Annotated in this window: 11 protein-coding genes; 5 read left to right on the forward strand and 6 right to left on the reverse strand. The window is 37.9% G+C overall.

What is annotated here, in order from left to right:
* From SAE01_RS11495 to SAE01_RS11510, 4 genes are all read left to right on the forward strand, one after another.
* Window positions 1-1,037, forward strand: a 1,037-nt coding sequence (locus tag SAE01_RS11495) for a thioesterase domain-containing protein (protein WP_218029141.1), incomplete at its 5' end; no start/stop codon positions are given.
* Between the two features lie 196 nt (window positions 1,038-1,233).
* Window positions 1,234-3,066: an ABC transporter ATP-binding protein gene (locus SAE01_RS11500; RefSeq protein ID WP_147203916.1), complete on the forward strand. Its 1,833-nt coding sequence runs from the start codon at window positions 1,234-1,236 to the stop codon at window positions 3,064-3,066.
* 179 nt (window positions 3,067-3,245) lie between these two features.
* Window positions 3,246-3,941, forward strand: coding sequence for a thioesterase II family protein (locus SAE01_RS11505; RefSeq protein ID WP_147203917.1), 696 nt, complete (start codon window positions 3,246-3,248; stop codon window positions 3,939-3,941).
* Window positions 3,938-4,585 (forward strand): 4'-phosphopantetheinyl transferase family protein, encoded by a 648-nt coding sequence (locus tag SAE01_RS11510; protein ID WP_147203918.1) that lies wholly within the window; start codon window positions 3,938-3,940, stop codon window positions 4,583-4,585. The genes SAE01_RS11505 and SAE01_RS11510 overlap by 4 nt, the downstream gene beginning before the upstream one ends.
* A gap of 118 nt (window positions 4,586-4,703) precedes the next feature.
* Here the strand turns inward: SAE01_RS11510 and SAE01_RS11515 are convergent, their stop codons facing one another.
* From SAE01_RS11515 to hemH, 6 genes are all read right to left on the reverse strand, one after another.
* Window positions 4,704-4,910 carry a hypothetical protein gene (locus SAE01_RS11515; RefSeq protein WP_147203919.1) on the reverse strand — a complete coding sequence of 69 codons (207 nt, stop codon included), beginning with the start codon at window positions 4,908-4,910 and terminating at the stop codon, window positions 4,704-4,706.
* A gap of 204 nt (window positions 4,911-5,114) precedes the next feature.
* Window positions 5,115-5,576, reverse strand: a complete 462-nt coding sequence (locus SAE01_RS11520; protein WP_147203920.1) for a hypothetical protein — start codon at window positions 5,574-5,576, stop codon at window positions 5,115-5,117.
* A gap of 72 nt (window positions 5,577-5,648) precedes the next feature.
* A complete protein-coding gene (gyrB, locus tag SAE01_RS11525) occupies window positions 5,649-7,706 on the reverse strand; it encodes a DNA topoisomerase (ATP-hydrolyzing) subunit B (protein WP_174834613.1) in 2,058 nt (685 codons plus the stop codon).
* A 201-nt stretch (window positions 7,707-7,907) separates the two neighbouring features.
* The gene (locus SAE01_RS11530; RefSeq protein ID WP_147203921.1) at window positions 7,908-9,539 is read right to left on the reverse strand and encodes an amidohydrolase; all 1,632 of its coding nucleotides are present in this window, start codon (window positions 9,537-9,539) and stop codon (window positions 7,908-7,910) included.
* 25 nt (window positions 9,540-9,564) lie between these two features.
* A complete protein-coding gene (locus SAE01_RS11535) occupies window positions 9,565-10,116 on the reverse strand; it encodes a CopD family protein (RefSeq protein ID WP_147203922.1) in 552 nt (183 codons plus the stop codon).
* Between the two features lie 167 nt (window positions 10,117-10,283).
* Complete coding sequence (gene hemH / locus SAE01_RS11540) at window positions 10,284-11,330, reverse strand: ferrochelatase (RefSeq protein WP_147203923.1); 1,047 nt, start codon at window positions 11,328-11,330, stop codon at window positions 10,284-10,286.
* 997 nt (window positions 11,331-12,327) lie between these two features.
* On the opposite strand from hemH, the gene hemA reads away from it, so the two are divergent.
* Window positions 12,328-13,578 (forward strand): glutamyl-tRNA reductase, encoded by a 1,251-nt coding sequence (hemA, locus tag SAE01_RS11545; RefSeq protein ID WP_147203924.1) that lies wholly within the window; start codon window positions 12,328-12,330, stop codon window positions 13,576-13,578.

The raw sequence follows: 13,578 nt of genomic DNA on the forward strand, positions 1-13,578 counted from the left end.
TCGGCGGACACTCACTTATGGCAGTAAGAGTAGTGGCTGCAACTAATAAGAGTTTGAATGTTGGAATAACTATTAAGGATCTGTTTTTAAATCCGTCTATATACGAACTGCTTTTACGCATTGAAGAAAAAAAGGACACAATTTCGAATACTACAATTGCCTTAAAATCCCTTGTGCAAATTAAAAAGGGAGGCCAGAGACTTCCGCTTTATATTGTTTCAGGAGGCGGTGGAACAGTATATAAATTTAAGGAGTTTGCCGAAATGTTGCATCCTGAGCAGCCGGTGTATGGGTTACAACAGCCTACTGATATCAAAGATTTGGAGAAATTTCCCAATACCGTAGAGGGTATTGCGAAGGATTATGTAAATGAAATTTTGACCGAGAATCCCGATGGCCCTTACGCTTTATCAGGACATTGTGTTGGAGGTGTTATTGCTTTTGAGATGGCTAAGCAAATAGAGGCATTAGGAAAGAAAGTAGAGGTACTAGCAATGTTTGATACTATTATTGGCGAGCGTAAAAAGCGTGAAAAGAAATCGTTCAAAAATTTGTACTACATACCTCATGTGTTAAAAAGATCAGTTTCTCAGATATATTGGAAGGCAAGATTTGAAACGCACTTATTTAGCAAGTACACGCGCTATGCACTCGAAAATAAGGTAGAGAAGCTAAAACTGTTTGCCAACAAGTACAACAGAGATGGGGTAAAAGATGTATCTGTCGATCTTTTTAAAACTTTGGAACATAATTTCGTTCACGCTACAAAAAATTATAAAATAACTCCCTATAATCGCGACATATTAGTCTTCTACGCTAAAGATCATTACTATTTTCTGGATATTGAAAGAAATGTTAGTTTCAGGAAGTTTGCTTTAAATGACAGTACTAAAAATATATGGAAGCCTTACGTTAAGTCGGTAACGATGTATGAGATTGAGGGGGAACATTCTACCATTTTCGAATCAACAAATGCAAAAGAGTTTGCTTTCCTGCTCCAACAAGAATTAGATAAGCATAATAAGACTGACAAATGAGACAAAAAGAATGAACTCAGTTATTTTATTCAATAAAAAGACAACAAAAGCGTTTCCTTCTTAATTGGAACAAAAACAGTTTTATAAAACTTTTAGTCTACCAATTGCATTATAAAAACAATTTTTTTTAGAAAAACTAACAATTTTTGCTCCCTTCAAAATAGTGAGGGGGCGTAAGTTTTAGAGCTAGAGATTTATGAAAGGTGAAAAGACATCAGCAGATGCTATAAGTTTTAGGGATCGTCTAAGAGCATTAAATAATATACCTCGCTTACTAAAAATGGTGTGGGAGACTAACCCCTATCTTACAATAGTAACTGTAGTTACTCGTATCATTTTAGCAGCATTGCCAGTTGCAATACTTTATGTTGGCAAGTTGTTTATTAACGAGGTCGTGATGCTGATACATAATAGTGATAAAACTCTTTCTCACTCTTATTTATGGCAACTGGTTGCTATTGAATTTGGGTTAGTTATTACTACAAATGCCTTAAACCGGGTTATTTTATTAGTTGACGTTTTGCTTGGGGATCGATTGTCCAACTATTCTTTTATGAGAATTATGACACACGCATCTAAGCTTGATCTTGAACAATTTGAAGACTCAGTTTTTTATGACAAGTTAGAAAGAGCAAGACAGCAGTGTATTGGCAGAACTGTACTTTTAACAAACGTCTTTGGTCAATTGCAAGACACAGTTACTGTTTGTTTTTTGATTTCAGGATTAGTGCTGTTTAACCCTTGGTTTACTATTATATTATTCATTTCGACCCTTCCGTCCTTCCTGGGGGAATATTATTTTAATAATAAAAATTACAGCCTTATTCGTAGCCAGATGGAAAGGCGCCGGGAGATGGAATATATAAGTTCTCTTGGTACAAGCGATATAACTGCCAAGGAGGTGAGGGCTTTCGATTTGTCTACTTTTTTTGTAAACAGGTTTCGCAATATATCCAATCGGCTCTACTTTGACATTAGAGCACTTGAGACAAAGCGGTCAGCCTGGGCTATTATTCTTGCAATTACAGGCTCTGTTGGGTACTATTCTGCTTTTGTATATATAATTCAGAAAGTTCTCATGGGTAGTATATCAATCGGTGATCTAACTTTTTTGCTTGGTTCTATCAGGCAAGTAAGTGGGGTTTTGCAAAATTTAATGAAGCGTTTTAGCACAGTTTCTCAGGGAGCAATTTACCTGCGAGACTTCTTTGAATTCTTTGAAATTATGCCAAAGATTAAGCTTCCCGTTAATCCCAAGCCTTTTCCTCGTCCGATTAAAGAAGGGTTTACGTTCGAAAATGTGGGTTTCAAATATAATAACTCTACAAAATGGGCAAATAGAAACTTGAATTTTACTCTTCATGCAGGTGAGAAACTGGCTTTGGTAGGAGAGAATGGGGCAGGCAAAACAACATTGGTGAAACTTTTGGTTCGGTTATATGACCCTACTGAAGGCAGGATTTTATTGGATGGGGTTGATTTAAGAGAATATGATCTTGCCGAATTGCGACTTGAAATTGGCATTATTTTCCAGGATTTTCTGAAATACCAGATGACTACTACTGAAAATATTGCGGTAGGAAACATCAGTGAGATGAACAACCATACGTTGATTGCAAAATCGGCCAAAAAAAGTTTGGCAAATATTTTTATAGAAAAATTGCCAAAACAGTATGACCAGATGTTAGGAAGACATTTTCAACAAGGAGTTGAGTTATCAGGCGGGGAATGGCAAAAAATAGCGTTGGCCAGAGCTTACATGAGAGACGCCCAACTGATGGTTCTTGACGAGCCAACGGCTGCTCTGGATGCTAAATCTGAATACGAGGTATTCCAACGGTTTTCTGAATTGACAAAAAACAAGTCGGCATTACTTATATCTCACCGTTTTTCTACAGTTAGAATGGCAGACCGTATTCTAGTTTTGGAAAAAGGTGAGTTGCTTGAAGTTGGAAGCCACGACGAGTTGCTACACCAGAACGGAAAATATGCCGAGCTATTTGAATTGCAGGCGATGGGTTACAGGTAAAAAACAGTATCCTATAAAGATTTACGGGATTTTTCTCCAACCATAAATCTTAATCAGTTTCAAAGAATCAGCGTTGGTATCTTATTTCAATAGAAAATTTGAAATAAAACATTTTTCAGAACAAGAGATTCTATTTTTGATATTTCCTGATTTTTGTTTGAATTATATCACTTCTAGTCATGAGTAATATCACAGTCTTTTGTTTACCCTTTGCAGGCGGATCTAAATATTCTTTAGCCTTTTTAAAAAAGGTTTTACCTAAAAACATATCCTGCCACTTCTTGGAATACCGGGGAAGGGGTACAAGAGCTAAAGAAGATTTTGCAGAAAATATAAGTGAAGTAGTTGACGATGTTTTTAAAAGTATAACTCCTCTACTTGACAAGCCTTATGCAATTTATGGTCATAGTATGGGAGCAAAAATTGCATATTTGTTGACGTTACGAATAAGAGAAGAAGGTAAAAAAATGCCAATTCATTTATTTGTTTCTGGTACCGATGGACCTTCTGTTCCTGCAAGAAAGTCTCCTAAACATTTACTTCCAAAAAATGAATTTGTTACGGCAGTTAAAGAACTAGGCGGTCTGCCGGATGAAATTTTAGGACATGAAGAAATGCTCGAGTACTTTGAACCTATTTTAAGGGCAGATTTTAAAATCTCTGAAAGTTATCAATACGAGGGCACTGAACCTTTAAAAATTCCATTAACTGTTATGGTCGGTGACAAGGAGGATATGCAGGAGGAGGACATTCTGCAATGGCAAAATGAAACACTAATTCCTATTAAACTTTATAGACTTCCAGGTAACCATTTTTTTATTTACGATCACGAAAAGCAGATAGGTAAAATTATTGAGGATGCTTTGACGAAATGATTAAAGCTTTTTACATAGAAAATAAGAAGCAGTTAACGCAAGAAGTTATAGATACAATTGAAGCGTTGATTGGACCGGCTGAAAAAAGGAAAGCTTCTTTATACAGAAGATGGCAAGACAAGCAAGCATACTTATTAGGGAAGTTATTAATAGCCGAACATCTCGAAAAGAACGGTTACCACACCACGCTCTTACAGCATTTATCGTATACAAAATCTAATAGGCCGTTTATTAAAACCTTGAAGGGGGATTTTAATGTTAGTCATTCAGGTGACTTTGTGATTTGTGCGTTTTCTGATGCCCAGATGGTGGGTGTAGACATAGAGAGAATTCAGGTTGTTGATTTTAAAGATTTTAGTAATATCCTGAACAATAATGATGAAATGGCGATAAAGAATGCTGATGATAAATACGCCTCTTTTTTTAAAATCTGGTCAGCTAAAGAAGCGATATTAAAGGCAGATGGCTGCGGTTTAGTAGATGATATCTATAAATTAGAATTAGATGGAAACGTCGGTACTTTTAATAATAAACGTTACTATTTAAAGGAATTCAATATTGCCCCATCTTATTCAAGCTGCCTTGCAAGCCCTTCTCCAATTGAAAGTTTTGTGATTGAAAGAGTACATTTAGAAAGCTTGTAATTACGTCTACCAAAAAGCGCCTCTATCAAATTAATTTTCAACCCACATTCCACATAGCATAAATGAAAAAAACTTCACAATCGTGAAGTTTCCAGTTATTATAATATAATTCGTTCTTTTAAAATCCTTTTTTTGCAACACCGTCTTCTATCGCTTGTAGGGCCTTTGACTCACTTAGAATTGCTGCCATCTTATTGCCTTTCCCATCATGACCACCAGCCATGTAACCACCTCTAGCTGTTTTAGTAATAACAGCTTCATGCATGGGCACATTTTTCTCTTTTGTTTTTAAACAATAAGCTTTAATCATTTTTGAAGTATCCATCGTTTTTTGTTTTTTTAATTAGGGAATACAAATTTCTCTAACGGCACACAAGCTACAAATTTTTTAAGAAAAACAAATTTCTCAACTAAAACATCAAAAGCTTGCTAAGGCTTTCATCTTTCAATGAAGGTTTCCTTTAAGGAATAAAAAAAGCCATCCTATAAATTGGATGGCCTTCAATCAAGTCCTAAATTAATTATTTTATTAAAGATGGATTTGGAAACCAGCGCCGAGTCCATAAATGGTTCCACCTCCTGTTAATATTCTTGCAGCAACTTCAAGTGCAACATTTTTAGTTAAGAAGGAAGCATATCCAACTCTGCCAGAAAAGCCAGTACTGGTATTACTACCGGAAGAACCAGCGAGTGAAAGTCCAGCTTGGGCAAACAGTTTACCAGTTGGATTTCCTGCGAAGTAGGCTCTTACGTAGGGACCAAGGCCCCAGTTGGTATAACCTCCACCAGTTATTAAATTAAATTCTGCTCCCGCAGCCACATTGTCCATAAAGAAGTAGCCTACATTAGGCGAAGCGGAAAAGGTAGTATTGCCAGAACGGCCAAGTAAAAGTAGTTCGCCACCAACCATTACTCTACCTTTTTCTGTCTGAGCGCTTAGCTGGGTGGTAACAAGGAATACTCCGAAAGCAATAAGTAGTAATTTTTTCATCTAAATTAATTTTAAGAATTAAACAATTAATAAATGTCAAATTACATATGCAAATTGTATTCCTCCTAAATGTTAGACATCGATTTTAGCGTATTTAGCATGACTCTCGATAAACTCTCTTCTTGGTGCAACTTCATCCCCCATCAACATACTAAATACGCGATCTGCTTCTGCAGCACTCTCAATGGTAACTCTTTTAAGCGTGCGGCGTGCAGGATCCATTGTAGTCTCCCACAATTGCTCTGAGTTCATTTCTCCCAAGCCTTTATATCGTTGAATGGTAACGCTGTCATCTTTTCCCCCACCTAACTTTTCTACCCAATGTTTGCGTTGCTCTTCACTGTAAGCATACTCTTGCTCTTTGCCCTTCTTAACCAGGTACAAAGGGGGCTGAGCAATATAAACGTAACCCGCTTCAACCAGTTCTTTCATATAACGGAAGATAAAGGTGAGAATTAAGGTAGCTATATGACTTCCGTCTACGTCAGCATCAGTCATAATGATAAGCTTATGATACCTGAGCTTTGCAAGGTTAAGTTGTTTAGGATCTTCAGGAGTACCAACTGTAACACCTAACGCAGTGTACATATTTCGGATCTCTTCGTTTTCATAGATTTTATGCTCCATCGCCTTTTCCACGTTCAATATTTTTCCCCGCAATGGAAGAATTGCTTGGAAACTTCTTTCACGACCTTGCTTAGCTGTACCACCTGCCGAATCTCCCTCAACTAAATATAATTCAGTTTTTGTTGGATCTCTTTCGGAACAATCTGCCAGTTTACCGGGCAGTCCACCACCGCTTAACACTGTCTTACGCTGTACCATTTCGCGCGCCTTTTTAGCTGCTACTCTTGCCTGCGCTGCTAAAACTATTTTCGAGATTACATTTTTTGCTTCTCTCGGGTTTTCCTCTAAATAAGCTTCTAAGGCTCGCGCAACAGTTGTCTGCACAATACCACTAACTTCACTATTGCCAAGTTTCGTTTTTGTTTGACCTTCAAACTGCGGTTCGGGCACTTTTACAGAAATGATCGCACTCAACCCTTCCCTGAAATCATCGCCCTCAACAACCACTTTTGCTTTTTCAAACAAACCATTTTTATCACCATAAGTTTTAAAAACTCTGGTTAGCGCTTGTCTAAAGCCGGTAACGTGAGTGCCGCCTTCAATGGTGTTGATGTTATTGACGTAAGAAAAAATGTGCTCCTTAAAATCATCGTTATAAGTCATTGCAACTTCAACCGCTACCATGTTGGCTTCATCCAATCCTTCTACAAACAGGGTATTTGGAATAAGTGCAGTACGATGTCCATTTTTATCTAGCATTTCTACGAACTCAACTATCCCGCCTTCGCTATAAAAGCTTTTGAAGTAAGGCTTTCCTTCTTCATCCAATTCCCGTAAGTCTGTTATATTTATGGTGATTCTTCGGTTCAGGTAAGAAAGCTCTCTGAGCCTTCCTTCTAAAATATCTCTTTTGTAAACTGACTCCTGGAAAATGGTATAGTCAGGCCAGAAATGCACAGTAGTTCCGGTAGTTTCTGATGTACCTATTTCTCTCACTGGATATTGCGGTACTCCACAATGATATTCCTGCTCGAAGATTTTCCCTTCACGGTGTACAGTAACTTGCAGAGTAGTACTTAACGCATTTACGCAACTCACGCCTACTCCGTGTAGTCCTCCGCTTACCTTGTAAGTATTCTTATCAAACTTACCACCGGCATGCAATACGGTCATTACAACCTCGAGTGCACTCCTGTTTTCTTTAGTATGTATAGCTGTTGGAATACCACGACCATCATCACTTACACTAATCGAATTGTCTTCGTGAATAGTAACATTTATGTTTTTACAATACCCTGCAAGTGCTTCGTCAATACTGTTGTCTACCACTTCATACACAAGATGGTGAAGTCCCTTTACACCTACATCGCCAATATACATTGCCGGTCTTTTACGCACAGCTTCTAAACCCTCTAAAACCTGGATACTGTCGGCACCATAATTCTTATTTTGCGCGGCGGCATCATTTACAATTTCATCTGACATAACTGCTTGATTTTCCTGCTTTTTATTGAATTCCTGCAGGTGCGCAAAAGTAAGAAAAATAAAGGGTTTTTCGGGCATAAAAGGAGGCCTTTTAACCCTAGTTTGTCTACCTGTGGATTTGGTGTGAATTGTATATAAAAGAAGAAGATTTGGACATGAGTTGTAGTGCTTACTTCAACATAGTTGCGTCGCATTCTTGTACTATTAATGTTTTTATCAGCGATTTTTTCCCTAGCTAAAATTTTGCGTCTGTAGCGGATCATGTCAGGAGGGCCTCCACTAAAAAACCTTTTTTCCTCCGATATACGTATTTACAACTTTTGTATTTAAAACATCCTTACCTGCAACTTTCATTAAGTCTTGACTAAGTATGATGAAATCTGCTTTTTTGCCTGCTTCGATGCTGCCTACTTCGTTTTCTAAAAAGCAAGATCTTGCTGCCCAGATCGTCATTCCCTTAATAGTTTCTTCTCTCGTTAAAGCATTTTCAGACTGAAAGCCTCCTTCAGGAAATCCTTTCGAGTCCTTTCTAAACACCGCAGCTAAAAAGGTTTTAAAGGGACTTATGTCTTCTACAGGAAAATCGGTACCTAAAGGTATCCAACCGTTCTGCCGCAACAATTGCTTAAATGCATATCCGCTTTTTATTCTGCCTGGTCCTAATCTTTCTTCGGCCCAATACATATCGCTTGTAGCATGTGTCGGCTGAACAGAGGGAATTATACTGGATGTTCCAAACAAGGTAAAATCGGCCGCATTGATAATCTGCGCATGTTCTATTCTCCAACGCTTGTCGTTTTTGCCATTTAACGCCCTGTTGTAAATCCTCAGCATTTCGCGGTTAGCACTGTCGCCTATTGCATGTGTACACATCTGGTAATTTGTTTTGGCAATTACACCTGCTATGCTGTCAAAATATTTTTTGTCCTTCAGCAGAAATCCTGACCATCCTTTCTTGTCCGAGTAAGGTTCCAATAAACAAGCACCCCTGCTTCCCAGTGCTCCATCTGCGTACACCTTAATGCCTTTCACAAACATCTTATCCGATTTGTAAGGTTCTTTGTGCAGATACCTGTTGTAGTTTGCAGTATCATCGCTTAGCATTACATATAAACGCATGTCGAGCTTACCTTCCTTTTGTAAACCATCAATTGTCTCGACGTCATTGTACATGAGACCACAATCAGCCACGGTAGTAAGACCGGCTTCAAAACAGTTCTTTTGAGCTTTTGATAACCATTTTAAATAATCATCTATTGTACTTGGTGGCACCTTGCCGGTTACTAGGTCAACCGCATTATCTATTAGGAGGCCGGTGAGCTTGCCTTCTTTTGTCTCAATTTCTCCGCCCGTCAAGGTCTGTCCTGCATGTATTTCTGCCAGGTCAAGCGTTTTTTGATTCACGATAGCAGCATGTCCGTCGACCCTTGTCAATATCACCGGCGTTCCCGGAAATGCTTCGTTCAACTTATCATTTGTAGGGTACAATTTGCCCGGCCATTTATTTTGATCCCAGCCTCTGCCTTTAATCCATTTTTCTTCCGGATGTTCTTTTGCAAACTTTTTTACTCTTTCTACCGCTTCTTCCCAGGTTGCGGCACCAAAAAGATCAACCATAAACAGCGATTGCCCATACCCTAAAAAATGCGCATGCGCGTCAATTAATCCAGGATAAACAGCTTGTCCCTTTGCGTCGATTGTTTGATTTGCTTCATACTTTTTTAGAATTTCGTTGTTAGTACCTGTTGCAACAATTTTTCCACCCTTTACAGCAAAAGCCTCTACCGTTTTGAAGTTTTCATCAACCGTGTACACAACCCCGTTATGCACAATTGTGTCAACCGCGTTAGTTGATTTACAAGCAACATTGAGTAATGAAAATATAATAACAACAACAAGCAGTCGGGGCATGTGAGCGGGGTTAAAAATTAAAAGATCAGGAACGTTTAGTACGAATAGCTTTATAAATCTTAATGGCAGTCATCAGCAGAATGATAAACAAAAAAAGCCCAATGAGACCCCAGACAAAGCTCATGCTTTGTTTTACAACTGCTAACATTACAATTGCTATTAAAAAAACAGTAGCTACCTCGTTCCAAATTCTTAGTTGTTGTGAAGTGTGTTTGAAAGTGTTGACCAGCTGTTGTTTAAAAATCCGATGTAGGGTAAAGAAATACAGGTACAGTAGTACAACAAATCCAAGCTTTACAAGAAGCCACCTGCCTTCAGGCTGAAAAATTGTTTTATGCCAATTTCCATTTATCATGGTAAAAAGGCCAAAACCCAGCGTAAGGATTGCAGAAGGCCAGGTAATACCGTACCACAATCGTTTCATCATTACATTAAACTGCCTCTGTAGAATTTCTTTAGTTGGCGCAGGTTGTTCCAGTGCTTCGGTGTTGTAAATAAATAGCCGCGGCATATAAAACATCCCGCTAAACCATGTAACCACAAAAATGATATGTAATGCTTTTATGTAATTGTACATGCCGCTAAGTTATAGAGGTATTTTTTTCGCTGGGCATTCTTGCGATATTCAACATTGTTGTGTCACTCACTGCAACAGTTATTCATATTTCGACAATTCAAGGCAAAAAGATGAATAGTAATATTGATGCCTTGCCCTTTCAATCCTAGTATGACAGTAATAAGTGTTTAGGTAAGTACCATATCTCGTTTACCCGCAGCAAAGTCTTGCACCCAAGTTACGAGTGATTGTACCCAAAGCGGATGGACATTTAGGCAAGGGATTACCATAAAACTTTCGCCACCCGCATGAAGAAAAGTTTCTTTCCCCGCCATTGCAATTTCCTCCAACGTTTCAAGGCAATCACTTACAAAAGCAGGGCAAAGAATCACAAGCTTTTTAACCCCTTCGCCCGGCAACTCCTTCAATCGTAGGGCTGTATAAGGTTTCAACCATTCCTCGCTTCCAAGCCGTGATTGAAAAGAGAAGCCGACTTTGCTAGAAGGAATGTTAAGCTCATTAACTAACATCTGAGTTGTAGTCCAACATTGGTGGCGGTAACATGTGGCATGGGCAGGTGAAGACACTTCACAACAATTCTGCACCTTCATGCAGTGTTTACCAGTTGGATCTGCTTTTGTCATGTGTCGCTGAGGAAGGCCATGATAACTAAACAGCACCTGGTCATACTCCTGTTGTAAGTATGGTTTAATACTTTCCGTTAAAGCAGAAATATAGTGGGGCTCGTTATAAAAAGGTTTTATAAACGATAACGAAAAAGAATATTTTTTCTTTTTATGCACCGACTTGGCATGCTCCACAGCAGTTTCATAAGAAGACATCGCATAATGAGGATATAAAGGAATCGCAATTACTTCTTCGAGATCTGGTACTCTTGCAGCTAATTTTTCGTAAGCCTCTTCCATCGTTGGGTGGCCGTATCGCATCGCAATCTCCACCGGCTCCTCAACATTTGGCTGGAGGGCTTGCTGCAATTGTTTTGTCAGAACGATCAAGGGTGAGCCTTCCTGAGTCCACACCGATTTGTACGCTTCCGCAGATTTAGGAGCGCGAAAAGGCGCAATAATACCTCCAACCAGCAATAACCTAAATATGTAAGGATAGTCAATTACCCTTTCATCCATCAAAAACTCCATTAAATATTTTCGAACATCTTTAACCTCGGTAGAGTCAGGTGAACCAAGATTCATTAAAATAATACCTCTTTTAGCCATAATGTAAAATAAACAGCAAATGTAAACCCCTCACATCAAGAAAAGTTCAAACGTAGTGTTAGGAGTAGAGACTGGAAATAGAGAGAAATAACGACAGTTAGTGGGAAATAAAAAAGGCACGGTATTCAACCGTGCCAAAATTTTAATTTGAAGTCCTTCTATGTTTCATATTGCAATCGTAGAAGGTTTCATACAGTTAATCAATCGTAGAAGCAAGTATTGTTATCGTTAGAAGCAAATCACTACTGAATTGCTGAAGCAAAGAAACTCAACTTTTTTATGCTAACAACCGTTAGTAACATTTTTAATTCTTTTTTAATTGCCTGAACAAGCGAGGATGGATGCTTTGAAAATAAAAAAGGAGGCTTCCCTAATTTATAAGAAAAGCCTCCACAATAATAACTACAGCGTTAACCTAAATGGAAGTAAGACGCAAACTAAAATAAGACTAGAAAAAAAGCAAGAACAATCGTAGAGGCCGGTATTATCAATTGGCAAATAAATCTTTAGATTTTCAATGACTGGCTAATCGTTAAAGGCGAAAACAAAGAAACATCATTTTTATGTCACTAACAAACGTTAGTAATTCTTTTTTAGAGAGTGGAATCTCATCAAAAAGCTTTTGAATTTGGAGTAAGTAAAAAAAAGCAGGGCATGATATAAATCACGCCCTGTTAACCCTTAATTTCTATTAGCAAAAACAGCAATCTAACGGCAAGTAAGCCCAAATGCTTGAACTACTTGCTTTGCCAAAGTAATAACAAAAAATCTAAACTAACAAACGTTAGTTTAGATTTTATCTTAACTTTTTTGATAGTTTCTAGCACTTAAGATGATTCGTGCGATTGAAAGAGTAATCGAGATAACGAGAATAGAATGTTGTAATCGTTAAAACCCGGATAGGAGTCATGTTTTTTTATGACAACTACGTGACAGACAAATTATGTCACTCCTTTACCTGCAATTACCTTTGCAATACAGAATTAAGAAACACTAAATGGTAGCAGACAAGCAGCAAAATATTTCTGGATTTTTCATCGTTGGAATAAACTATAAAAAAACAGATGCTTCAGTTAGGGGACAATTTGCTATCAACAATATTCAATATGCTAATATTCTGTCTATAGCCCCCTCGTTTGGCCTTTCTGAGTTTTTTATTCTTTCTACCTGCAACCGAACTGAGATTTATGGGTTTGCTGACAACGCTTGTCAACTTGTAGAAGTTCTTTGTAGCCAGACAGAAGGAGACATTGAAATGTTTAAGAAGTTGTGTTATGTCAAACAAGGGTCTGAAGCTATCCAACATATCTTTGAAGTGGGAGCGGGACTAGAATCGCAAATATTAGGAGACTATGAAATCATAGGCCAATTAAAGTTAGCCGTAAAGTTTTCAAAAGAAAGTGGTTTTATTGGCGCGTTCACTGAAAGATTGGTGAACAGTGTAATACAATCAACAAAGGTTATTAAAAATAAGACTGCATTAAGCGGGGGAACGGTATCAGTGTCATTTGCAGCGGTCCAATACATTAAAAAGAATGTTTCTAAAATAGCCGATAAAAACATTTTGTTATTGGGTATCGGCAAAATAGGAAGAAATACCTGCAAAAACCTCGTAGACTATCTTAATACAAAAAGGATCACTCTTATCAATCGCACCGAGGAAAAGGCTAGAGAATTGGCGAGTGAATTAGGTTTACAATCGGCCTCAATGGATGATCTTTCTTCATACGTTCAATCTTCAGATATTATACTGGTTGCCACCAACAGCAACGAGCCTATTATTTTAAAATCTCATTTAGAAAATTTCGGAGATAAGCTTATCATAGACTTATCCATCCCTTATAATGTAGAGAAGGAAGCACAAGAACTATCTAATGTTACACTTATTAACGTAGATCAGTTATCTAAACTTAAAGATGAAACGCTTCAAAAGCGTGTAGCAGAAATTCCTGCTGCTAAAGCAATTATAGCAGAGCACAAAGAAGAGTTTTTAGAATGGAGTCATATGCGCAAAAATGTACCATTCATAAAAGCAGTTAAGCAAAAGTTGCATGACATGCACAACTGCGAATTATATTTATCTTCCTACTCTTCTTATACTTCCAATACCACTTCTCTCAATCCTGTAAATGTGCAGGCTATACAAAAGGTTATAAAAAATATGGCTGTAAAAATGCGCCAGCAACACCAGCCGGGATGTTCTTACATAGAAGCCATCAATGATTTTATAACTACCCATCGCAATTAG

The organism is Segetibacter aerophilus, assembly GCF_007991655.1.
Lineage (GTDB): Bacteria > Bacteroidota > Bacteroidia > Chitinophagales > Chitinophagaceae > Segetibacter > Segetibacter aerophilus.

What these genes read in the sequence shown, in the direction of transcription:
- SAE01_RS11520 (WP_147203920.1), bottom strand. Translation starts at nt 5,576, where the DNA reads ATGAAAAAATTACTACTTATTGCTTTCGGAGTATTCCTTGTTACCACC.
- SAE01_RS11530 (WP_147203921.1), bottom strand. Translation starts at nt 9,539, where the DNA reads ATGCCCCGACTGCTTGTTGTTGTTATTATATTTTCATTACTCAATGTT.
- SAE01_RS11505 (WP_147203917.1), top strand. Translation starts at nt 3,246, where the DNA reads ATGAGTAATATCACAGTCTTTTGTTTACCCTTTGCAGGCGGATCTAAA.
- hemA (WP_147203924.1), top strand. Translation starts at nt 12,328, where the DNA reads ATGGTAGCAGACAAGCAGCAAAATATTTCTGGATTTTTCATCGTTGGA.
- hemH (WP_147203923.1), bottom strand. Translation starts at nt 11,330, where the DNA reads ATGGCTAAAAGAGGTATTATTTTAATGAATCTTGGTTCACCTGACTCT.
- SAE01_RS11510 (WP_147203918.1), top strand. Translation starts at nt 3,938, where the DNA reads ATGATTAAAGCTTTTTACATAGAAAATAAGAAGCAGTTAACGCAAGAA.
- gyrB (WP_174834613.1), bottom strand. Translation starts at nt 7,706, where the DNA reads ATGCCCGAAAAACCCTTTATTTTTCTTACTTTTGCGCACCTGCAGGAA.
- SAE01_RS11500 (WP_147203916.1), top strand. Translation starts at nt 1,234, where the DNA reads ATGAAAGGTGAAAAGACATCAGCAGATGCTATAAGTTTTAGGGATCGT.
- SAE01_RS11535 (WP_147203922.1), bottom strand. Translation starts at nt 10,116, where the DNA reads ATGTACAATTACATAAAAGCATTACATATCATTTTTGTGGTTACATGG.
- SAE01_RS11515 (WP_147203919.1), bottom strand. Translation starts at nt 4,910, where the DNA reads ATGGATACTTCAAAAATGATTAAAGCTTATTGTTTAAAAACAAAAGAG.